The 20,800-nt window shown below is 47.4% G+C and carries 21 protein-coding genes; 12 read left to right on the top strand and 9 right to left on the bottom strand.

Features of this window, described 5'->3' with window-relative positions; all coding sequences use genetic code 11:
- Positions 1 to 27: 27 nt before the first annotated feature.
- On the top strand, positions 28 to 1,137 hold the full coding sequence (gene rnd, locus N7386_RS12470; RefSeq protein WP_041413058.1) for a ribonuclease D: 1,110 nt from the start codon (positions 28 to 30) through the stop codon (positions 1,135 to 1,137).
- Between the two features lie 162 nt (positions 1,138 to 1,299).
- Here rnd and minE read toward each other — a convergent pair whose 3' ends face one another.
- From minE to minC, 3 genes are read right to left on the bottom strand one after another with little or no spacing between them, the layout of a single operon-like run.
- A complete protein-coding gene (minE, locus tag N7386_RS12465; RefSeq protein ID WP_011622938.1) occupies positions 1,300 to 1,557 on the bottom strand; it encodes a cell division topological specificity factor MinE in 258 nt (85 codons plus the stop codon).
- 2 nt (positions 1,558 to 1,559) lie between these two features.
- Positions 1,560 to 2,369, bottom strand: a complete 810-nt coding sequence (gene minD / locus N7386_RS12460; protein ID WP_011717313.1) for a septum site-determining protein MinD — start codon at positions 2,367 to 2,369, stop codon at positions 1,560 to 1,562.
- A 27-nt stretch (positions 2,370 to 2,396) separates the two neighbouring features.
- Positions 2,397 to 3,062 carry a septum site-determining protein MinC gene (minC, locus tag N7386_RS12455; protein ID WP_011717312.1) on the bottom strand — a complete coding sequence of 222 codons (666 nt, stop codon included), beginning with the start codon at positions 3,060 to 3,062 and terminating at the stop codon, positions 2,397 to 2,399.
- 123 nt (positions 3,063 to 3,185) lie between these two features.
- On the opposite strand from minC, the gene N7386_RS12450 reads away from it, so the two are divergent.
- Genes N7386_RS12450 through N7386_RS12440 form a run of 3 tightly spaced genes read left to right on the top strand, consistent with a single transcriptional unit; the run spans position 3,186 to position 4,987 of the window.
- A complete protein-coding gene (locus tag N7386_RS12450) occupies positions 3,186 to 3,464 on the top strand; it encodes a YcgL domain-containing protein (RefSeq protein WP_011717311.1) in 279 nt (92 codons plus the stop codon).
- 24 nt (positions 3,465 to 3,488) lie between these two features.
- Positions 3,489 to 4,490 carry a lytic murein transglycosylase gene (locus N7386_RS12445; RefSeq protein WP_011717310.1) on the top strand — a complete coding sequence of 334 codons (1,002 nt, stop codon included), beginning with the start codon at positions 3,489 to 3,491 and terminating at the stop codon, positions 4,488 to 4,490.
- Positions 4,491 to 4,546: 56 nt separating this feature from the next.
- The gene (locus N7386_RS12440; RefSeq protein WP_041413056.1) at positions 4,547 to 4,987 is read left to right on the top strand and encodes a YcgN family cysteine cluster protein; all 441 of its coding nucleotides are present in this window, start codon (positions 4,547 to 4,549) and stop codon (positions 4,985 to 4,987) included.
- Between the two features lie 244 nt (positions 4,988 to 5,231).
- Here the strand turns inward: N7386_RS12440 and N7386_RS12435 are convergent, their stop codons facing one another.
- Positions 5,232 to 5,732: a peptidylprolyl isomerase gene (locus N7386_RS12435; protein WP_011717308.1), complete on the bottom strand. Its 501-nt coding sequence runs from the start codon at positions 5,730 to 5,732 to the stop codon at positions 5,232 to 5,234.
- Between the two features lie 45 nt (positions 5,733 to 5,777).
- Positions 5,778 to 7,253 carry a DEAD/DEAH box helicase gene (locus N7386_RS12430; RefSeq protein ID WP_279768770.1) on the bottom strand — a complete coding sequence of 492 codons (1,476 nt, stop codon included), beginning with the start codon at positions 7,251 to 7,253 and terminating at the stop codon, positions 5,778 to 5,780.
- Positions 7,254 to 7,564: 311 nt separating this feature from the next.
- Here N7386_RS12430 and N7386_RS12425 point away from each other — a divergent pair, with 311 nt between their 5' ends.
- On the top strand, positions 7,565 to 9,355 hold the full coding sequence (locus N7386_RS12425) for a DUF885 domain-containing protein (protein ID WP_279768769.1): 1,791 nt from the start codon (positions 7,565 to 7,567) through the stop codon (positions 9,353 to 9,355).
- Between the two features lie 202 nt (positions 9,356 to 9,557).
- Here N7386_RS12425 and N7386_RS12420 read toward each other — a convergent pair whose 3' ends face one another.
- Complete coding sequence (locus N7386_RS12420) at positions 9,558 to 9,878, bottom strand: hypothetical protein (protein ID WP_279768768.1); 321 nt, start codon at positions 9,876 to 9,878, stop codon at positions 9,558 to 9,560.
- Positions 9,879 to 10,097: 219 nt separating this feature from the next.
- Here N7386_RS12420 and N7386_RS12415 point away from each other — a divergent pair, with 219 nt between their 5' ends.
- Genes N7386_RS12415 through N7386_RS12405 form a run of 3 tightly spaced genes read left to right on the top strand, consistent with a single transcriptional unit; the run spans position 10,098 to position 13,117 of the window.
- Complete coding sequence (locus tag N7386_RS12415) at positions 10,098 to 10,592, top strand: putative 4-hydroxy-4-methyl-2-oxoglutarate aldolase (RefSeq protein ID WP_279768766.1); 495 nt, start codon at positions 10,098 to 10,100, stop codon at positions 10,590 to 10,592.
- Between the two features lie 42 nt (positions 10,593 to 10,634).
- Positions 10,635 to 12,455 (top strand): AsmA family protein, encoded by a 1,821-nt coding sequence (locus N7386_RS12410; protein ID WP_279768764.1) that lies wholly within the window; start codon positions 10,635 to 10,637, stop codon positions 12,453 to 12,455.
- Between the two features lie 2 nt (positions 12,456 to 12,457).
- Positions 12,458 to 13,117 (top strand): BsuPI-related putative proteinase inhibitor, encoded by a 660-nt coding sequence (locus N7386_RS12405; protein WP_011717302.1) that lies wholly within the window; start codon positions 12,458 to 12,460, stop codon positions 13,115 to 13,117.
- A gap of 263 nt (positions 13,118 to 13,380) precedes the next feature.
- Here N7386_RS12405 and N7386_RS12400 read toward each other — a convergent pair whose 3' ends face one another.
- Together N7386_RS12400 and gloB are read right to left on the bottom strand one after the other, a co-directional pair.
- Complete coding sequence (locus N7386_RS12400; RefSeq protein ID WP_011717301.1) at positions 13,381 to 14,928, bottom strand: LysM peptidoglycan-binding domain-containing protein; 1,548 nt, start codon at positions 14,926 to 14,928, stop codon at positions 13,381 to 13,383.
- 252 nt (positions 14,929 to 15,180) lie between these two features.
- Positions 15,181 to 15,984 carry a hydroxyacylglutathione hydrolase gene (gene gloB / locus N7386_RS12395; protein ID WP_011717300.1) on the bottom strand — a complete coding sequence of 268 codons (804 nt, stop codon included), beginning with the start codon at positions 15,982 to 15,984 and terminating at the stop codon, positions 15,181 to 15,183.
- Positions 15,985 to 16,159: 175 nt separating this feature from the next.
- On the opposite strand from gloB, the gene N7386_RS12390 reads away from it, so the two are divergent.
- Together N7386_RS12390 and N7386_RS12385 are read left to right on the top strand one after the other, a co-directional pair.
- Positions 16,160 to 16,894 (top strand): class I SAM-dependent methyltransferase, encoded by a 735-nt coding sequence (locus N7386_RS12390; protein WP_011717299.1) that lies wholly within the window; start codon positions 16,160 to 16,162, stop codon positions 16,892 to 16,894.
- A 23-nt stretch (positions 16,895 to 16,917) separates the two neighbouring features.
- A complete protein-coding gene (locus N7386_RS12385; RefSeq protein ID WP_011717298.1) occupies positions 16,918 to 17,817 on the top strand; it encodes a LysR substrate-binding domain-containing protein in 900 nt (299 codons plus the stop codon).
- 36 nt (positions 17,818 to 17,853) lie between these two features.
- Here N7386_RS12385 and rnhA read toward each other — a convergent pair whose 3' ends face one another.
- Positions 17,854 to 18,330, bottom strand: coding sequence for a ribonuclease HI (rnhA, locus tag N7386_RS12380; protein ID WP_011717297.1), 477 nt, complete (start codon positions 18,328 to 18,330; stop codon positions 17,854 to 17,856).
- A 70-nt stretch (positions 18,331 to 18,400) separates the two neighbouring features.
- Between rnhA and dnaQ the strand changes: the two genes are divergently transcribed.
- Together dnaQ and N7386_RS12370 are read left to right on the top strand one after the other, a co-directional pair.
- Positions 18,401 to 19,129 (top strand): DNA polymerase III subunit epsilon, encoded by a 729-nt coding sequence (gene dnaQ / locus N7386_RS12375; protein WP_011717296.1) that lies wholly within the window; start codon positions 18,401 to 18,403, stop codon positions 19,127 to 19,129.
- 10 nt (positions 19,130 to 19,139) lie between these two features.
- Positions 19,140 to 20,720, top strand: coding sequence for a TIGR03503 family protein (locus N7386_RS12370; RefSeq protein WP_279771013.1), 1,581 nt, complete (start codon positions 19,140 to 19,142; stop codon positions 20,718 to 20,720).
- The last annotated feature ends 80 nt before the right edge of the window (positions 20,721 to 20,800 follow it).

Genomic DNA, 20,800 nt, shown 5'->3' with positions numbered 1-20,800 from the left:
CTTAACCCACAGGAACTGGAGAAGAATTTGTCAGTGTTTCAGTATGTGAGCGACGAAGCGAGCCTCAATGCCCTCGTCGCTCAATATCAACAGAGTCCGCTGCTCGTGTTAGATACCGAGTTTGTGCGCACACGTACCTATTACGCTAAGCTTGGCCTCATTCAAGCCTATGATGGCAAAACCTTAGCCTTAATTGACCCGGTTGCGCTGCCAGATCTCAGTGCATTTTGGTCTTTGCTGGATAATCCCAACATCATCAAACTGGTGCATTCGTGCAGCGAGGACTTAGAAGTCTTCGCCCACTATGGTCAGCGTCAACCTACGCCTTTGTTCGATAGCCAAATCGCAGCCTCTTTATGTGGCATGGGCCATGGCCTAGGTTATGCCAAGTTAGTGGAAACCTGCTTAGGTGAAGTGATTGATAAAGGTGAGTCGCGCACCGACTGGATGCGCCGTCCTTTGACTGAGGCGCAGCTGAGCTACGCCGCCAACGATGTGTTGTATCTGTATCAACTCTATCCGCAACTCGCCGACAAGCTTAAGGCACAAGATCGCTTAGGCTGGTTGTATGAAGAAGGTGAACGGATGACAGAAGGGCGCTTAGCAACGCCAGATATGGATACTGCGTACCTGAGAGTCAAAAACGCTTTTCAGCTCACCGAGCATCAATTGGCTTATCTTAAAGTATTGGCTAAGTGGCGTTTAGAAAAAGCCTTAGCGCGGGATTTAGCCTTGGGCTTTGTGATTAAGGATCACGGCCTGATCGCGCTAGCGAAAAAGCAGCCAAAGAGCATGGGCGATTTGCTCAAATTGAACGATTTGACCGAGCAAGAGAAACGCATTCACGGTAAAGATATTTTACGGGTGATGCAGACTGCGGATTTAAGCAATCCACCAGAATTAGTGGATGTCTTAGCGCTAAAACCAGGTTATAAATCGGCCTTTAAAAACATTAAAACCTGCTTATCTGAACTGTGCGAGCAGCATGCCATCCCGATGGAGATGCTGGGCTCGAAACGTCATATTCATGAGTATTTACAATGGCGTTGGGATAAACAGCAGGGTGAGTTACCGACAGTCTTAAGTGGCTGGCGTGGACAAATCGCCGCCGAATCGTTGGCAAAGCTTGACGTCTAATTTTAGGGCTGATTAATACATAATCTGCAGTAACATAGAGGTCTTGGCGTGTTGTTAAGACCTTTATCGCGTATATCAAGGCTTAGCTTATTTCGCCTAAGACTCTACAAAAGCGCAGCAGAAAGCGTCATCCCCGCGATGAGGATGACGCCAACGCTCGACTTATCTGTCAGGCAATGTGACGTTAAGTTCGAGTACCGACAGGTTATCGTCGTTCTGATCTAACTGCACAGAAACTTGATCATCAGAAATATGCACATATTTGCGGATAACGGCGATAATTTCTTGTTTCATCTGTGGAAAATAATCGGGTGTATCCCGTTGTCCACGTTGATGGGCCACAATAATTTGTAGTCGCTCTTTTGCCATTACCGCAGTGCTAGGCTTTTTCTTGCTTTTGAAATAGTCGAGTAAAGACATAATTAGCTACCAAATATCCGTTGTAAGAAACCTTTTTTCTCTTCCGTAATGAAGCGTACTGGCACATCTTCACCCAGTAAACGCGCGACCGTATCACTGTAAGCCGCACCTGCATCACTCTCTTGATCGATAATCACAGGCACACCCGAGTTAGAGGCCTTGAGTACAGATTGTGATTCAGGGATAACACCAAGTAATTCAATGGCAAGGATTTCTTTTACATCGTCAACACTTAACATTTCGCCCGATTTTACCCGACTCGGCGAATAACGAGTCAGCAGTAAGTACTCTTTTATTGGCTCTAAATTCAGTTCGGCGCGGCGTGACTTGCTTTGCAGCATGCCCAGAATACGGTCAGAGTCACGAACCGAGCTCACTTCAGGGTTGGTGGTCACAATAGCGATATCGGCAAAGTACAGTGCCATCATTGCGCCTTGCTCAATCCCTGCAGGAGAGTCACAAATAATAAAATCAAATTCTTTGGCTAAATCATCGAGTACACGACCCACGCCTTCTTTGGTCAGTGCATCTTTATCGCGGGTTTGCGATGCAGGCAGTACAAACAGTTTTTCACAGCGTTTGTCTTTAATCAGTGCCTGATTTAAATTGGCTTCACCGTTGATCACATTGACAAAATCATAGACAACGCGGCGCTCGCAGCCCATGATCAAATCTAAGTTACGTAAGCCTATATCGAAATCGATAACAACAGTTTTATGCCCTTGTATTGCAAGTCCAGTTGCAATCGCCGCACTGGATGTGGTCTTACCAACACCACCTTTACCTGAAGTGACAACAATAATTTGTGCCATGTTTCTCTCTATCCTTCTTTATGCCATTTAGAGGGGCAATGATTCAACGATAAGCGACTCGCCATTTAAGCGAATGCAGCCGCTTTTATCTGAGCTATGTTGTTGTAGATTTTCAGCGAGCCAATATTGCCCTGCTATTGAAACTAATTCGGCCTCGAGGGAATGGGCGATGATTACCGCGCTGCTGTCGCCGGCCGCGCCCGCCATGGCTTTTCCCCGTAATGCGCCATAGATATGAATGCTACCATCGGCAATGACTTCAGCGCCATTACCTACGGCACCAAATATGATTAAATCACCATTTTTTGCATAGACCTGCTGGCCTGAGCGGATATTTTGCTTCAAAACCTTCGTTTGACGCGGTGCAGGCGGGGGCGTCACGCTTTGTTTGCCCGCTTTGACGATAGCAAGGCCTAGGGTCTTGGCTTGATTGCTGAGGGCGGTCGTTGCCCCGGTGATCCCCACGATAACGAGCTGGCGGGAAAGTAATAACTCTTTTAAGCCATGTAAATTGAAATCATTATCTTGGATGGCGCTGAGATTGACGACTAAAGGGGCACCCAGAAAAAATTGAGGGGCTTGTGCCAATTTGCTATCTAATTCAGCCATGACAGCATTTAAGTCGCTGCTATTGATATGAAGCACTGAAAGAGTAAAAGAAGCGCCTTTTAACTCTAAGCTAGGTTTTGACATCCCGGCACTATTCTCCAGAAATCATCAGTCGGTTCGCTGATTTTACAATTAAATTACTAGGCGACCATGTTATAGTGTGCCCCATTGACTGGCAAGTTTGAACTATTGGATATTTATACTCTTATGCTATGTGCGGTTTATAAAAGTAGTCGAAAGGCTGACACTTACTTATTTGTGAACAAAAGGGACTGTTTTGATGATGTTCCCCAAGCGTTGTTGGAGATGTTTGGTGTGCCTCAGTTAGTGATGGTGTTCCCCATCGCTAAGCGTGAATCCCTCGGTATCGCCGATATTCAAAAGGTCAGAGCAGCGCTCGAGGAAAAGGGTTTTTATTTACAAATTCCGCCACCGCAGGTTAATTTATTGGCCGAACACAGAGAAAGCCTTGGGATTAAAGACTAGCCCATAAACTGCGGACAAAGGTATATGCCAAAGACCCTCCTTCAACGCGTTGCAGCATGTACATTGATTTTCTTGCCCTTGATAAGCCATAGCGCGCTAGGGCAAGACGCCTCCTTCAACGATTACCTCCTTAAGCTTAAGCAAGAGGCGAGTGCCCAAGGCATTAGCCAAGCGACGATCAATACGGCTTTTCCGCAGATAAAACGCTTTAAAAAAGCCAATGTGGCCGCAGCGCCAAGCCAATCTAAAACCCTTGAAACCTATTTGCCAGAAGTGGTGCCGGAATGGAAGGTGGATACGGCGCGCGTACTCTTTAACGAGCATGAAGTGCTATTGAGCAATATTGCCGACAAGTATCAAGTGCAGCCGCGGTTTTTAGTGGCGCTCTGGGGCTTAGTGTCTAACTTTGGGGATGCGTCGGGGGATTATCCTGTACTGTCTGTGATGGCGTCGTTAGCCTTTACTGGCGAAGATACGGCGCGTTACCAACGGGAGTTTATGGCTGCGCTTTCCATCATGGATAAAGAGCAACTTAAGTTTGATGATCTTAAAAGCAATGACAAAGGCTTTATGGGGCAAACCCAATTGCTACCGAGTGAATATTTAGCCTACGGCCAAGATGGCGACGGTGATGGTAAAAAAGACATTTGGCATAATGTGGCCGATGCGTTTGCCTCTGCCGCGAATCTGCTTAAGCAGCAGGGCTGGAATGGTGAAGATACTTGGGGACGTCAGGTTCAAGCACCGGCGGATATTAAGACCGAGTTTATCGGACTCAATCAATCACAGACCCTAGCCAAGTGGCAACAGCTCGGTGTCAGGCGGTTCGATAATACGGATTTACCGAATCGTGAGGATATTCATGCTTCGCTTATCATGCCCGACGGTGTTAAGGGCCGAAAATATCTGGTCTATGGCAATTACCGCGCCTTAATGCACTGGCAAGCGGTGAATTATTTAGGCGAGGGCGATTATTTTGGCATCTCTGTGGTGCATTTATCGGAGAGAATTAAGACTCCCCAGTAAATTGGTGTAAAATGGCCCGCATTAAGCGGGTTTTTTATATGAAGATAAGCGTAAACATGGCATTTTGGCAGAATAAAGCGTTAACCGAGTTGACGTCGCAGGAGTGGGAGTCCCTCTGCGATGGTTGTGGTAAGTGTTGTTTAAACAAGTTGATCGATGATGAAACCGAAGAGCTGTATTACACCAATGCGGCTTGCCTACTGCTCGATCATCAAAGTGCCAGCTGTAAGCATTATAGTGACCGTTTCAGCCATGTTCCCCAATGTACTGTGATCACTCCGCAAAACGTCCATGAACTGACGTGGTTACCCGATAGCTGCGCCTATCGTCGTTTAGCCGCTGGTCGAGACTTGCCAAGCTGGCATCTATTACTCACGGGCTCTAAAGAGGCCATGCACCTTGCGGGTATGTCGATTCAAGGCAAGGTGGTGGATGAGCGCAGGGTGAAAGATATTGAAGATCATATCGTGCTGTGGCCGCTGAAAGATCTAGATTAACGCTATTACAGCAGCTTTTGTCTCTAATAACTGACGTTAATAAACAATCAGATGTGAATAAACAAAAAGGAGCAACTAACCATTGGGTTGATTGCTCCTTTTTCTATCTAGGGGTTAAAACCAAAGTCTTATCTATGAAGGAATGGATGCGTTATTGCTGTACCACAGCTAAGTAATGCCACTGTATTCATCGATTAGATAAAGTACTTATTCAACGATAATGACTATTTTTCAACGGTAATTACTATTTTTCAATAATAGTCACTTTTTCGATAATAATCGGCTCACGGGGCACGTCCTCATGGCCTGCAACACGGGTGGTTTTTACGCCTTCAATTTGCAGCAAGACCTCGAGTCCTGCGGTGACTTTACCAAATACCGCATAACCCCAACCGTTGTTCGTGGTTGCAGTGTGGTCGAGGAACTCGTTGTTGGCCGTATTGATAAAAAACTGCGCGGTTGCCGAGTGCGGTGCATCGGTGCGGGCCATGGCAATTGTGGCAAACACATTCGATAGGCCTTTATTGGCTTCGTTAACAATCGGCTCGTGGGTGGGTTTTTCCTTCATTTTGGCGGTAAAACCACCGCCTTGGATCATAAAGCCTTTGACCACTCGATGGAAAATAGTGTGCTCATAAAAACCTTCCTGGCAGTAGCGGATAAAGTTTTTGGCGGTAACGGGCGCACGCTCCATATCGAGTTCGATACTGATATCACCTAGGTTGGTTGTAAAAATAATCGTCATATTTGCTTCTGCTCTTTTGAGTTAATTCGTTGATAAGCTGCTAATTCACTTAGTGCTTTTGTGCCAAGGATTTGCATGGGGTTCGCTATCGCCCTGTGGCTTGATGCTGTTTTGCCATGGATTACCTTGCAGTGGATTCGCAGGGCGGCTATTTGAGCGAGCACCTGAGTGAGTATCTGAGCGACTATCAGTCCCTGTTTTTTGGGCTTTAGGCGCTGGAGCCGCCTTGGCACTGCGATGCTTCTTGGCTTGTGTCGCCTCAAAGGTGCCCGGTTTGCCACTCGAATAGGGGCGAGATTGTAGGTTGGTCTCGGCGGGGCTATTAGGCTTACGCTCTGTTTTAGACGCGGATTTAGGCACAAAATCGAGTATAGAAATCGGCACGACTTTTTTCGGCTCAAAGCCAGCAATCTCCCTGCGCACGATAACATGACCTAAGCGACGTTCGATGGCGCATAGGTTTCTGAAATCATCCTTAGAAACAAAGGAAATCGCTTCCCCTTGGTTACCCGCACGTCCGGTACGGCCAATGCGGTGAATATAGTCGTCGGCTTCATCGGGTAAGTCGTAGTTAATCACCCGCGCTAAGGCATCGATATCAATACCGCGTGAGGCCACACCCGTAGCGACCAAGAAGGAGACTTTACCCGCTTTAAAATCGATAAGCAGTTGTTCGCGCACCGCTTGGCTACGCCCACTGTGAAAAGCTTCTGCAACAATGCCACGCTTTTCTAACTGGCTAACCAATTTGGCAGCGCCGTGTTTGGTTTGGATAAAAATTAATGCCTGTGACCAGTTTTGTTCTTGGATCAAATGGCTCAACAGCGCCGACTTTTTATCTTTATCGACCGTGGTCAACCATTGGTCAATATGAGTCGATGCTGCGCTCTTACGGCTGATTTCAATCTCGATGGCGTCCGGAATCGCGGATTTCGCCAGCGCTTTCACCTGTTTCGATAAGGTGGCTGAAAATAAGAGGTTTTGTCGCTGCTCGGGCAGCTTTTCGATGATGCTATTAATATCTTCGATAAAGCCCATATCGAGCATGCGGTCGGCTTCGTCGAGCACCAATACTGAGACCTCATCGAAACGAATGGCCCTTTGGGTATACATGTCGAGCAAACGACCTGGCGTGGCCACCAGTAAATCGACGCCTTCAATCAGCCGTTTCTTTTGCGGCGCGGCGTCGACACCACCATACATCGCCATGGCCGTTAAGGGTAAATACTTGGCGTATTGGTTGATATTTTCTTCGACCTGAAGCGCCAATTCACGTGTGGGGGTGAGTATGATGGCTCGCACGCGCTTAGGGCGGATCTTGGGCGCGTCAGCGAATCTGTGCAGTAGCGGCAGCACAAAACTGGCGGTTTTACCTGTGCCCGTTTGCGCCGCGGCAAGCACATTCTTGCCCGCTAAAATGCTGGGAATGGCCTTTGTCTGTATCGGCGTGGGGTTCGTGTAACCCAGTTCAGTCACCGCTTTGACAAGCGCGCTGTGTAATCCAAGTTGGGAGAATGGCATTGAGAGTCTCAACTAAATGATTTATTGGCAAACTGTAGGCCTGAGGCGAACAGCGAAGCAGGTCGCTATTATAGCAGTAGCGATAGTGAAATAGGGGATTATCTCATGCAGTCTGATAGTTGAGCACTATCGACGCTTGGGCTTACAAATTTGTAACTGGGCATGTATTCGCTTGCAACACAGCTGCAATTAGGCGGCTGATATGATTAACTTAAGTCCTTTTATTGGCGTCTGATGAGTTAAGTTTTAGACGCTTACGGTCGCCTCGAGGCACTGGAATTAACGCATAAATATAAAAAGGACGAAAAAGAATGAAGAAAACCGCCATCTCTCTTGCGATCTTGTTATCGCTCACAGGCCTTGCGGGTTGCCAATCGCAATCAACTCAAGCGTCAGCCGATATCGCCAAATCAAGCGCGGTCAGTGCTGATGTCAAGACCAGCGCCTTTGCACAATTTAGCCAGACCTTTATCGATGATCTGTGGCAATTAGCGCCAACCTGGGCGCTCTACAGCGGCAAACATGTTAATGATGGCTATTTAGAAATCCCCAATGAAGCGAGCCGTGTTAAGTCGCTTGCCTTTGTAAAAGCCCAGCAGGCAAAGCTGAAACAGTTTGAACTTAAGTCACTGAGCTCTAACGAAACCATCGATTATCACTTGATTGATAACCTGCTAAACAGCATGGCGTGGGAAATCACCGACTTTAAATCTTGGCAATGGGATCCCTCGAGCTATAACGTGGCGGGCGGTTTTGCACAAATCATCAATGAAAACTTTGCGCCACTGGATGACAGATTACGTTCCGTATTGGCCAGAATGGAAAATATCCCTGCTTATTACGCCGCGGCGCGCAGCAATATTCAGCAGCCAACCCTAGAACACACTGAATTGGCTGTGATGCAAAACCAAGGTGCGTTTTCGGTCTTCTCCGATGATTTATTGAAGCAAGTGGCGGATTCTGGTCTGTCAGATGCGGAAAAATCGCTGTTTAAATCCCGTTTCGACACGGCAACGCAAGCGATTAACGAACATATTACTTGGTTAAATGCACAGGTCAGCCAACTGAAAAAAGACGGCGCTCGCAGTTTTAGAATTGGTGAAGAATTATACGAGCAAAAGTTTGCCTTTGATATTCAAGCGGGTATGACAGCAAAACAGCTTTATCAAAAAGCCATGGCGGATAAAGAAAGAGTGCAAGGTGAAATGGCGAAGATCACCGACAAGCTGTGGCCAAAATATTTCACTACGCCAAAACCTGCCGACAATAAAATCGCGATTCGCCAATTGATTGATAAATTATCGACAGAGCACGTTAAGCGTGATGACTTTGTGAGCGAAGTACGTAAACAAATTCCTGAGTTGATTGAATTTGTAAATCAAAAAGACTTAGTGACCTTAGATCCTAAAAAACCATTAGTCGTGCGTGAAACCCCTGAGTATATGCGGGGTTATGCGGGAGCTTCGATTAGTGCGCCTGGCCCCTATGATAAATTAGGCAATACCTATTATAACGTGACGCCACTCGATGGAATGAGTGATGAATCCGCAGAAAGCTATTTACGCGAATATAACCACTGGATATTACAGATTTTAAATATCCATGAGGCGATTCCTGGACACTACACCCAATTAGTTTATTCCAATGAGTCACCAAGCTTAGTGAAAAGCTTATTTGGTAATGGCGCTATGGTCGAAGGTTGGGCCGTTTATACCGAACGCATGATGCTTGAAGAGGGTTATGGTAATTTCGAGCCTGAAATGTGGTTGATGTATTACAAGTGGAATTTACGTGTTATCTGTAACACCATCTTAGACTACAGCATTCATGTTAAAGGCATGACTGAAGAACAAGCCATTAGTCTGATGATGGATGAAGCGTTCCAGCAACGTGCTGAGGCGGAAGGAAAATGGCGTCGTGCCACCCTAAGCCAAGTGCAGCTGACCAGTTACTACTCGGGTTACCGTGAAATTTACGATTTCCGCGAAGAATATAAGCAACTTAAAGGCAAGGATTTTGACCTAAAAGCATTCCATGAGAAGTTCTTAAGCTATGGTAGTGCGCCGGTGAAATATATTCGCCAATTAATGTTAGAGCAGTAATCCATCATCCAGATATAAGGCGCTAACTGAGCGCCTTATATCTATTCGCTAAACGCCATTCACTAAAATCATGCATTGGTCATGAATGGTTTTTCATAACGTCCTTAAACCGCCAAAATCACTCAAGCAACAATCCTGAGATGCCGTACTGAATCGAGATGTTCGCAGACAAAGGGTAAGAAGTGCTGATTATCGAAGAGGGTTATTTCTTAGTGCTAGACTCTGTCATGATGGCTAAAACTTCTTCGTAGGAAAGGTTTAATTCGCGAGAGAGGTTGATGATTTTGGTTTTATAGGTTTGAATGTTTTCTTGTTGTGCGAGCTGATGTTTCTTTTCTTCTACTAATTCGTTAACAGTTTCTTGCAATATCAATAATCGACGTAAACTGTAGTCTAGGGATTTGATATATTTCCCCATTTGTTGTTTATTACGGGCTTGCTCAAGATCCGTTGAGGCTTTTTTCTCATATCCATATTCATCGAGCGCGGCAATAGCGCTTTGCAAATCAAGATCTGTTGTCATTTGGTGTTCACTTTATTACAAGAAGTTGAGAAGCTAAATAATGAATTAACGTACCCAAGCGGGTGTCATAGGAGGTTAACTATCGCAGATTATCATGTTTATGCCAATGCTCATAAACTATTTAAAGTGTAAACCTCATTAAAAAGTCGAGTTTCGCATTGGGCTTGTAGGGGTCTACAATAATGGTTAGTCTAAACTTTTCACTTCGCGGAGATCCAAATGCTTGATCTATTGCCTGATTTGTTCGATCACTACCCTACAAAACTGTCGCTGTTACCGCTCGAATTTTGCAGTTTTGGTGGTAAGCGTTTGTTTTGGGGTGAAGTTGTAACGGTCAAATGTTTTGAAGATAACTCCAAAGTGAAAGAAGTGCTGGCCCAGCCCGGTCATGGAAAAGTATTGGTCGTTGATGGTGGCGGATCACCCCGGCGAGCGTTACTAGGGGATTTGATCGCGCAAAGTGCCCTTGATAACGGTTGGCAAGGTGTGGTGATTAATGGCTATGTCCGTGATGTGGCAAGGCTTTCTACTTTTAATCTTGGCGTCTATGCATTAGGGGCAATGCCCATCAAGACCGAAAAATTAAACCAAGGCCAAATCGATGTGCCGATTGAGTTTGGCGCTGTGACAGTAAAACCCGGCATGATGCTTTATGCCGATGAGAATGGCATTGCCGTGAGCGAGGCGTCATTAAATTTTGCCTTTCTAAGTTAAGTGTTATCAAAAATTCAAGATGTTATTGATAAGGATGTTTCTATGAAATTCATTAAGTGGCTTTTAGCTCTTCTGGTGACCTTAGTGGTTGCAGTCACCTTATATCTCACCGTATTTTTCGACCCTAATGATTTTAAACCAGAAATTGTCAACGCCGTTAAAAAGCAGACTGGGCGTGAGCTTGTCATCGGTGATGATTTGTCGTGGACATTTTTCCCGACGGTTGGGATTAATCTAGGGGGGATTTCACTCTCTAATCCCGAGGGATTTACACCCAAATCTATGCTTGAAGTGAATAAAGCTGTGGCAGAAGTCGAGCTTATGCCACTGTTTAGCAAGCAAATTGAAATCGCGCAGCTAAGCCTTGATGGTGCAAAAATCAATCTGGTCACCCGTAAAAATGGCAGTTCGAGCCTCGATGGCTTAACGGGCAAGGGCGCAGAAAAAACCGCAACGCCTGCCGAGCCAAGCGCCAAAGCACAATTAACCAGCATTGATGTGGGCGGCGTTTCGATTACCAATACCGAAATCAATTTGATTGATGAAGCCAAGGGACAAACCCAAACCTTAACCTTGAAGCAATTTACACTGGGGGCATTTTCACTCGATAAATTTGCACCTATGGCCTACGAATTCGCCGCGACCCTACCTGATATGACTGTAAGCAGTAAAGGCGAAGGACAAATCAAGTTAAGCCATGATTTTAATCAGCTGGTGATTGAGAAGTTGGATATTGAGACTCAAGTTGAAGGCGAGGGGATCCCCAATAAAAAACTGACCGCAGAGGTTAGTCTAAATAGTCAAATCGCATTAGATAAAAAGCAGTTGTCGGCGGACATCAGTAAATTAACGGCGATGGATATCAATGCAGCGGGAAAGTTGGCGGTGAATTACGGCGGTAAAGTGCCGCAAATTAACGCGGATTTGCAAGTGGGTGACATTGACCTCGATGCCTTATTGCCAAAATCGGATACGGCGGAAAAACAAGCCGCTGCCACGCCTTCACAGACTCAGGCGGTTGAGCCAGATCTTACCGCGCTCAATGGCTTAGATGCCAAACTGACATTGGCTGTGAAATCCATCAAGGTGGCGAACCTGTCAACGCAGAACTGGTTGATGGATTTAGGCATTAAGAATGGTGTGGTTGATCTTAAGCAACTGACGGCGGATCTTTACCAAGGTAAATTGATGCTCAATGCGCAAGTTGATGCCCGCTCAAAAGTTGCCAGTTACCAATTTGATAAGCAAATCTCGGGTGTACAAATTCGTCCATTACTTAAGGATGCCGCTGAGCTGGAAATCCTAGCAGGTACGGCCAATTTCAACGTTAAGGGTAAAGGTAAGAGTTTAATTCCAGAGCAGTTGAAGAAAAACCTACTTGCTAATGGCCGTTTTGATATTACCGACGGTGCCCTTTACGGGGTGAATATTCCACAAATGATCCGTAGTGCTCAGGCCAAGTTAAAAGGTGACATGTCTGCCGACACCAAAGAAGAGCGTAAAACCGACTTCTCGAGCTTGACGGGTAACTTCAGCCTAGAAAACGGTGTAGCGACAAATCCTGATCTTGCCATGTCATCACCGCTATTACGGGTGGCGGGTAAAGGCAGTGCAAACCTGTTGACCGAAGGCTTGGATTACCGATTGACCACGACCTTAGTCAATTCCCTCAAAGGTCAGGGCGGTAGCGAGAAAGATGCATTGGCTGGCATTGATATTCCACTGGCGATCACCGGCACCTTCCAAAAACCTGAGTATGCCTTAGATACCCAAGCGCTGCTGAACAATCAGTTGAAGGAAGAAACGGATAAAGCCAAGGATAAATTAAAGGACTCCCTACTGAAAAAACTCGGTGGTTTTTAGGCATGGGAAAACACATCGCTAAGCATGTTTCTGCTAGCAAGCGTCGACCTAAGCAGACATTAACACGCATTGCGCGCCCACTTGGGATGGCATTGGTGGCGGGGCAGCTGTTTGGCTGCTTTGCCCCGCAGGCCCAGCCTAATCCGCCAAAAACGGATATTCGTACCGAGGCGGCGAAACAACCTGAAGTGGTACAGACCGCCGATTTAGCGGCCAAACTACAGGGAATTGAAGCAAAATCCAGCTTAAAAGTGGAACAGGTTTCGAACAATCAGTCTCAGGCTTTGCTCACTGGTACGCTTTCCCTCGATGCTTTTGTGGATTTTAAACAACCCCTTAAGGCGACATTAACGGTTCGCAATCCCTCGACTCAGGCGGTTGCACTGCGTTATCACTCGGGCATGACAGCCGATTTGCTACTGACCACAGTGCAAGGAAAGCGTCTTTGGGCTTGGTCTGACGATATGATGTTTACTCAAGCCCTGCGTGATACTCAGTTAGCGGCTGGTGAGGAGCTGGTGGTCAGGTTTGCGATCCCGGCAAAAGCCTTGGCTGGGATCCCAAATGAAGGAGCCCATCTTGAGGCGCAATTTGCCGCTAAGGCGCTGGAGAGTGAATTGCCAGCAATGGCGCCCGTGGTGTACTTGCTCACCCTCGAGTAGCGGTTGCTAAACATAGCGCCATTCTTGCAAACTACTGTGTATTTAACATTGCAGATTGAAAGACAGCAGGCTCGAAGTACAAGTCTCGAGGGGATTTTGGACGGATCTTGCGAATAAAAAAGGCAGTAACCAAGTGTTACTGCCTTTTTGTTTGCCCTATTAAAAGGCTTAAGTGTTTAATGCTTGCCGAACCTGCACTGCTTTTGTACAGATTAATGGGCTTAACTCAATATCTAAGCAGCTATGTCGCTAAGTACTAAACATCACGCATTTAAATTGCTTTCATCCACCACCAGCTTTAACACTTGGCCGGGTTGAATGTATTGCGATGAGGTTAAGCTATTCCACTCGAGCAGCTCGGCAACCGTCACTTTAAACTTGCTGGCAATGCGCGCTAAGGAGTCGCCAGATTTCACCTTGTAGCTGACGGTGCGAATCTGCTCCGCTTCCGCTTGGGTTGGCGGCGCAACGATGGTCAGTTTTTGGCCCATCTGCAATTTACTGTCTTTGTTTAAATGGTTCCAAGCGGTGAGCTGTTTCACCGATACCTTATGATTCTGCGCGATTTGCCATAGGGTATCGCCGGATTTCACTTGGTAAGTCAACTTATTGCCAGAGGTTGAAGTTGCCGCTTTTTTAGGTAACTTCTGGCTGGTTGACATGGCATACAGCTGTTTATCGTCGGCAGAGACCGGAATAATTAGGTGTCTACCCGCAACGATATTGTTATTTTTCATACCATTAGCCGCACGGATCGCATTGACTGTGGTATGGTGTTTCTTGGCAATGGCACCGATACTGTCACCGGATTTAATGGTGTATCTGAGCCAACTCACACGGGCTTCACTCTCGGTTTCGGCCAGTGCTTTTTTAAACTCTTCTGACTTATCAATCGGCAATACCAGCGTATGGGGTCCCGTCGGTGCAGTGGCCCAGCGGTTGTATCCAGGATTGAGTTTTAATAGCTCATGGGTCGTCATATTGGCGAGCCCAGCCGCCATGGCCAAGTCAATTTGGCTATCGATATCAACCACTTCAATAGAAGGGCTGTTGTCAATTGGCGCTAGCGTAATGCCGTATTCGTCGGCATGTTTAATCACTTCGGCGAGGGCCAACAATTGTGGCACATAACGCTCAGTCTCTTTTGGCAGATCCAGTGACCAAAAATCGGTTTTAAGGCCTTTATCTTCATTGCGTTTAATCGCATTGAGGACGCGAGACTCGCCCGAGTTGTAAGCTGCAATCGCATAAAGCCAATTATTATTGGTTTTGTCATACAGGTATTCGAGCATGTCCAACGCGGCCACCGTGGAGGCGGGCACATCGCGACGGCCGTCGTACCACCAGTTCATCTCTAACCCAAAATGGCTGGCCATTGGGGTTGTAAATTGCCAAAGCCCTGAGGCGGCACTGGCTGAGGATGCACTGGGATCGAAGGCGCTTTCGATAATCGGCAGCAACGCGATCTCAATGGGGAGATGGCGCTTTTCAAGCTCTTCGACGATCAAATACATGTAAGGCGCCGCACGCTCAGAAATCACTTCGAGGTGTTTGGGGTTCTTGATGTACCAATCGCGATAATAGTTAACTAATTTTTTGTCAGGAACGGGGAGTTGCATTCCTTGACGAATTCGCTCCCATACATCAGTAATTTGCGCCGACTCAGGTTCGGTTGCGAGATAATACTGTGGGACGGTATTTTCAGTTGTGACGGTTTCAGCTTCAGGTTTGGTCACCTGATGGTTGTCTAAAGTCTGACAACCTGTGAGCAGGGCAAATCCCCCTGCTACAACATAAAGTGATACTCTCATGGAAAACGATAGTCCTCTGTTAGTGCATTGCCACTGCACAATCTCATCGAGCCTCATTGAGCTAACAAATTGATTATTATGTAAATAGTGGCAACACAGAGCGCAAAGTATTCACGCAAAAACGAGCCATTCTATGGGATCTTTTTGATCTTGTCCCTAAATTATCGTACATCTTGTAGGGTCACTTTTGATTTACATCATCAAAAGTGGGAAAAACTGTATAAATTTCAGCCATAAATAGATCGTTTTTTACTAAAAAATATCTTTCCACTGCCTGAGTAGGGTAAAACAGGTCAGTTCATCTGCTTTAGTCAGATCTTGATCACAAAACTGATTTTTTATGCTGTTGACTATGGTGGGCGACAAAGGGCGCAGAAAGGGATTAATGGCTCGCTCCAATCCGATCGTGGAGGGAATGGTGGCTTTGCCTTGGGCACGAAGGGTGCTTGCTTCCTCCACATAGGCGTTAAGCGCTTCATTATCAGTATCGACCGTTTGGGCAAACTTCAGATTTGATAAAGTGTATTCATGGGCGCAGTAGACTCGGGTTTCATCGGGCAGCGCCGCGAGCAGACTTAAGGATTGCCACATTTGGCTTGGTGTGCCCTCAAATAAGCGGCCGCAACCTGCGCTAAAGAGGGTATCACCGCAAAATAATGCGTCATCAACCAGATAGGCAATATGCCCAGCCGTATGACCAGGAACGGACAGGATACGCACTGGCGCGTCAATAAAAGGCAGAGTGAGTGAATCACTCAGCGTTGGCTCAATTGGCTGATTGATGCCTTGAATATCTTCACTTTGTGGACCATAAACCGCTAAGTCATGGCCTGTGGTCTGTTTTACGTGGTCCGTTAGGGCGGCGATCCCACCCGTGTGGTCCCTATGGTGATGGGTGATCAAAATACCCGCTAACGAGAGTCGCTGGGCGTGCAAGTAGTCGAGCACGACATTGGCATCACCTGGGTCAACCACATACACGGCTTGCTGGGAGTCTTGTCGCAACACCCAGATATAATTGTCATTAAAGGCATTAATCGCTGTTATAGTGAGCATAGCACCGCCGATCGCTGTATTTCGTTTTGAAGATAAGGTTATTATCCATAAGAGGGGCTCACTTGGCGACTGTTGCGATTGCCCATGACAATTGCTCATGGCAAACGCCAAAGCGGTAATGGGCAAGATGGATGATTTGCATTAAGCACATGGGTAACGGGAAGGGAGGAGACTTGTGTCGTATAACAGTTCTATGCGCAAACCCGAGCAATGGGACGATTTGCCCAATGGTCCTGCACTCCAACAAGCCGTTTCCGATAAGCTTGCCGATTGGTGGCCAAGGGTGTTTGGCTATCATCTACTCAAACTCGGTCCCTTAAGCGCCGATCTCTCGAGCATGGCATCCCCCGTTGCCCACCATTTCTCACTGTGCTCAGAACCCAATGCCTCGTTAATTGGCGATTTTTGCCATTTACCCCTACAGAATGGGGTGATCGATGCGGTGCTGATGAGCCTGCTGCTTGAATTTGAGGCAGATCCTTACCGTATCCTGCGGGAAACCGACAGGGTACTGATCGCCGGCGGCTACTTATTTATCGTGGGCTTTAATCCCCTAAGCCCAGTGTTTCTCGGTAAGTTATGGCCAAAATTTCAGGACAATCTACCCTGGTGCGGGCGTTTTTTTATGCCCTCTCGAGTGCGAGACTGGTTAGGCTTATTAGGCTATCAAGTGGTCAGCGATGAACGTTTAGTCTACCACCCGTTAATTGGTGAGTTTAATGATGGCCGTTTTATGCAGCAAACCTTGGCCTCATGGCTACCCAGTGCGGGCAGCTTATATTTGATTGTGGCACGTAAATTAGAGTCGCCATTAACGCCCATCCGCGACAAACGTAAAGTATTACAGCCGAATTGGACCACAGCCCCGAGCGCGGGTCGAACCGGGCATTTATCCGAACATACCAAATAATTTCATTCATTAATGAGTCTGTTATGCGAATAACCTTAAGGCAACTTGCGGTATTTGAAGCCGTTGCACGCAGTGGGCAAGTGGCAAAAGCGGCAGAGCAAGTTAATCTATCGCCGCCTGCGACCTCCATGGCCTTGGCCGAATTAGAAAAACAGCTCAATGCCCGTTTATTTGAGCGGATTGGCAATCGATTACAGCTCAACTCCCAAGGGAATTTGTTGTTGCCACTGGCGACGGACTTGTTACATCGAGTCGAGCAAATCGAGCAAGCGTTCACGCGCCAAGACGGTGATTTAGTCGGGCATTTAAGCGTGAGTGCTAGTTCCACTATTGGTAACTATTTGTTAGCAAAAGCGGCGGTGGCCTTTTGTCAGCAACATACGCAGACCCATGTGGATGTGGCCATTACCAATACCCAAGAAGTGATCCAATCGGTCGCGCAATTTCGCGCCGAAATGGGGTTTATCGAAGGACATTGCACCGATAATCGCTTGAATATTGAGCCTTGGCATAAGGACAGGCTACTCGTCTTTTGTCATCCCGCGCATCCCCTTGCGGGGCAGACGGTTAAACCCGCGGCGGTCAAAGGCCAATCCTGGGTATTAAGGGAGGAAGGCTCGGGCACGCGTGAATATTTTGTCAATGCAGCCAATGAATTAGGCATGCAGCCTGAGGCGAAATTCTGCTTTACCACGCCCGATGCCATTAAGCTTGCAGTAAAACAAGGCGCTGGACTGGGCGTGCTCTCGGAGTTGGCGCTGGATAAAGACATCAGCCGAAAAGAGCTGGCACTGGTAACCATTGAAGGCCTAGTGCTAGAGCGACAGTTTTATCGGATTACCCACAAGAGCCGCCAAGCCACGTCATTAGGCCTAGCCTTTGTGCAGTTTTGCGGTAATTTTTTCCATTTATCTCGGGAGTGATCGGCGCAACGTTTAGCGCCGAAATGAGGGCCAGTTTTAGGACTCAGGCTGATAGCCTTCATCGACTTGGGTAGGGCTCGCTTCAGCGGCGGCGCGGGCGAGTTGATCGCAGCGCTCGTTTTCAGGGTGTCCGGCGTGGCCTTTCACCCAACGCCAATCAATTTGATGGAGTTGGGCGGCTTTGTCTAAACGTTTCCAGAGATCAACATTTTTCACTGGCGTACGATTCGAGGTCATCCAGCCTTTTTTCTTCCAGCCATGGATCCAGGTGGTGATCCCTTGGCGCATATATTGGCTATCGCTGGTTAAAATGACCTTGCAAGGCTCTTTTAACGCCTCGAGGGCGACGATGGGGGCTAATAATTCCATGCGATTATTGGTCGTCAAGGCAAAACCATCGGACATCTCCTTTGTATGGCCCTTATAATTCATTACAATGCCATAGCCACCGGGGCCAGGGTTGCCTAAGCAAGAGCCATCGGTGAAGATGTGGATCAGTTTTAGTTCAGTCATCAAATGGTTATCCGCAGCGTAAATACCGGCCGAGTATAACCAAAAAATGTCATAAGAAGCGCATAAAAGTATGAATATTATCTCAAACGCAAGCCGTCAGGTTATTTTGGATACTGAAACCACGGGTATGAACCAAGGCAGTGGTGCAGTGTATTTAGGCCACAGAATTATTGAGATAGGGTGCGTTGAGGTGATCAACCGCCGTTTAACGGGCCGTTATTTCCATCAATATATCAATCCCGGCCAAGCGATTGACCCAGAAGCGATTGCGGTTCACGGCATCACCGATGAGCGCGTTGCCAATGAGCCTAGGTTCCATCAGATAGCGCAGGAATTTATCGATTTTATCAGTGGCGCCGAAATTGTGGCCCATAACGCAAACTTCGACGTGAGCTTTATGGACCATGAATTTTCGCTGTTGCAGCCATTAGGGCCAAAGACCAGTGAAATCTGTGAGATCTTAGACTCCCTCGATATCGCAAAATTTTTGCATCCCGGCCAAAAGAACAACTTAGACGCCCTGTGTAAGCGCTACGGTATCGATAACTCCCGCCGCCTGTACCACGGAGCATTACTCGACGCCGAGATCTTAGCCGATGTGTATTTGGCGATGACAGGCGGACAGACCAAGTTCAATCTCTCCAACGATGAAGTCGGTCAAGAGGCGGGGGGCATCCAACGCTTTGATCCCGCATCACTTAATCTTAAAGTGATCAGCGCATCGGCCGATGAACTCGTTATGCATGAAAAGCGTCTTGATTTAGTCGCAAAATCAGGAAAATGCCTCTGGAGAGGATAATTTATTGCCTATGACGATGTCGCTGCGAAAATCCCTACTGAATACCACGTTAGTGCTCGGCGGTCTCTGCTTGAGCACCTCTTTGCTGGCGGCCGATGCCGAACCTGCCGTTAATACCGCTCAGTCGCCCGCCAATATGGCGTCAAAGGCCCAAGAGGCGCAGCCCAGTGCCGCTAAACCCAATGATGCTCAAGTCAGTGCGTCTAAGGTTAGTGAGCTCAAAGTCAGTGAGCCAAAAGTCACTGAGGCTAAAACGAGTACAGATAAACCCGCTGACGTGAAAGCGAGCGCCGAAAAGCCAGTTGATGCTAAGCCGAATCAAGCCAAACCGACCAAGCCAGTGACTCGAAAAGTAGTCCCCGTCGATACCGCCTCTGAGCTTAAAAATCGCTTTCGGGTGGATCATATGGTCAGCAGCATGACGCTGTTGATCCAGCGGGAGTACGGCTCTGCGCCAGTGGTCATCGTATTGCCCGATGGCAGCAAGTGGTACGCCAATCGTCACCCTGAAACGGTTAAATGGGTCGATGGCATTACTGGCGACATTATATATATCGAGTCGCCTCAGCCTGGCCCTTGGCAGCTGGTGGGTAAGGTAGTGCCAGGCTCGCAACTTAAGCGAGTCTCTAAGCTTGAGATTGAAGTACAGCAACTGCCACAGCCGTTATTCCAAGGTGAAGAAACCAAAGTCGTTGCTCAATTGATGGGGGATGCGGAGCGTGTGCGCATGCCGGGGCTCGATTATCTTGTCGAGTGGACCGCGCATTTTGTGAGTAAACATCGCGCCGGGGATGAAAACTTTGCCGCCGGTGACATTATCGTCGGCTCTTACAAAGATAATGGCGAAAAGTTCGATGAAAGACCCGATGATGGCATGTTTACCAGTGATATCAATCTAAAACAGCCCTGGGGCGAGTACGACTTTGTGGTCCAAGCCCGTAATAATGTGTTTGAACGACAGGTTTCTTTTCCCTTTACCTTATCGCCACGCCCTGTGAATGCAGAGGTGATCACCCCTGATGATCCGTTAACGGGGCGATGGAAAATAATGCTGCACGCTGATAGCAGTGTGCTGCAACTGGCTGAAACCCATTTTTCATTCGAGCTTGTTGGACCAGCAGGTTTGCAACTTCCCCTAGTCGTTCATGGGCTTAAAGAGAGCGACACTGAACTGCCAATACCGCCTGTGACTGAGTTTGGCAGTTATCGAATTAAAGGTACTGTGGCGACCACCACAGTCACAGGCCGTGAAATCCTGCTCGATTTGCCAGAACTCTTCTTTAACTTAGTGCAGCCACCCGAACCGCCACCGAGTGCCGAGGAGTTAGCTGCGGTTGCAGCGCAAAAGGCCGCTGAAGAAGAAGCAGTGGCAAAACAGGATGCACTGTTTTGGATCATTACCATCAATGCTGTGTTACTACTGCTTGGGGTTGTGGGGCTGATAGTCTGGCGTAAGCGTCAAAGTCTTGCGCAGGCACTGGCCGCCGCAGAGCAACGGATGTTAGATGAAGCAGGGCAGAATAAGCCAGAGGCGCCATCGCTCGATGAGATTGATTTGACCATGCCAGATGAGCCGGATCATCGCCGCTAAATCAACGGTCAACAGTCAGGCGTTTTAGACGCCAGTTTGAAGATATTTTGTTCATTTATCATGGGGTTTTGTTAAGTTTG

The sequence above is a fragment of the Shewanella sp. GD04112 genome (assembly GCF_029835735.1).
GTDB lineage: Bacteria > Pseudomonadota > Gammaproteobacteria > Enterobacterales > Shewanellaceae > Shewanella.
The sequence above is the reverse complement of the archived record's forward strand: the minus strand, read 5'-3'. Positions and strand labels throughout refer to the sequence as shown.

Excerpts from the sequence above, each read along its gene's own strand:
- minE (WP_011622938.1), bottom strand. The coding sequence starts at position 1,557 with ATGTCTTTACTCGACTATTTCAAAAGCAAGAAAAAGCCTAGCACTGCG.
- minD (WP_011717313.1), bottom strand. The coding sequence starts at position 2,369 with ATGGCACAAATTATTGTTGTCACTTCAGGTAAAGGTGGTGTTGGTAAG.
- minC (WP_011717312.1), bottom strand. The coding sequence starts at position 3,062 with ATGTCAAAACCTAGCTTAGAGTTAAAAGGCGCTTCTTTTACTCTTTCA.
- N7386_RS12450 (WP_011717311.1), top strand. The coding sequence starts at position 3,186 with ATGCTATGTGCGGTTTATAAAAGTAGTCGAAAGGCTGACACTTACTTA.
- N7386_RS12445 (WP_011717310.1), top strand. The coding sequence starts at position 3,489 with ATGCCAAAGACCCTCCTTCAACGCGTTGCAGCATGTACATTGATTTTC.
- N7386_RS12440 (WP_041413056.1), top strand. The coding sequence starts at position 4,547 with ATGGCATTTTGGCAGAATAAAGCGTTAACCGAGTTGACGTCGCAGGAG.
- N7386_RS12435 (WP_011717308.1), bottom strand. The coding sequence starts at position 5,732 with ATGACGATTATTTTTACAACCAACCTAGGTGATATCAGTATCGAACTC.
- N7386_RS12430 (WP_279768770.1), bottom strand. The coding sequence starts at position 7,253 with ATGCCATTCTCCCAACTTGGATTACACAGCGCGCTTGTCAAAGCGGTG.
- N7386_RS12425 (WP_279768769.1), top strand. The coding sequence starts at position 7,565 with ATGAAGAAAACCGCCATCTCTCTTGCGATCTTGTTATCGCTCACAGGC.
- N7386_RS12420 (WP_279768768.1), bottom strand. The coding sequence starts at position 9,878 with ATGACAACAGATCTTGATTTGCAAAGCGCTATTGCCGCGCTCGATGAA.
- N7386_RS12415 (WP_279768766.1), top strand. The coding sequence starts at position 10,098 with ATGCTTGATCTATTGCCTGATTTGTTCGATCACTACCCTACAAAACTG.
- N7386_RS12410 (WP_279768764.1), top strand. The coding sequence starts at position 10,635 with ATGAAATTCATTAAGTGGCTTTTAGCTCTTCTGGTGACCTTAGTGGTT.
- N7386_RS12405 (WP_011717302.1), top strand. The coding sequence starts at position 12,458 with ATGGGAAAACACATCGCTAAGCATGTTTCTGCTAGCAAGCGTCGACCT.
- N7386_RS12400 (WP_011717301.1), bottom strand. The coding sequence starts at position 14,928 with ATGAGAGTATCACTTTATGTTGTAGCAGGGGGATTTGCCCTGCTCACA.
- gloB (WP_011717300.1), bottom strand. The coding sequence starts at position 15,984 with ATGCTCACTATAACAGCGATTAATGCCTTTAATGACAATTATATCTGG.
- N7386_RS12385 (WP_011717298.1), top strand. The coding sequence starts at position 16,918 with ATGCGAATAACCTTAAGGCAACTTGCGGTATTTGAAGCCGTTGCACGC.
- rnhA (WP_011717297.1), bottom strand. The coding sequence starts at position 18,330 with ATGACTGAACTAAAACTGATCCACATCTTCACCGATGGCTCTTGCTTA.
- dnaQ (WP_011717296.1), top strand. The coding sequence starts at position 18,401 with ATGAATATTATCTCAAACGCAAGCCGTCAGGTTATTTTGGATACTGAA.
- N7386_RS12370 (WP_279771013.1), top strand. The coding sequence starts at position 19,140 with ATGACGATGTCGCTGCGAAAATCCCTACTGAATACCACGTTAGTGCTC.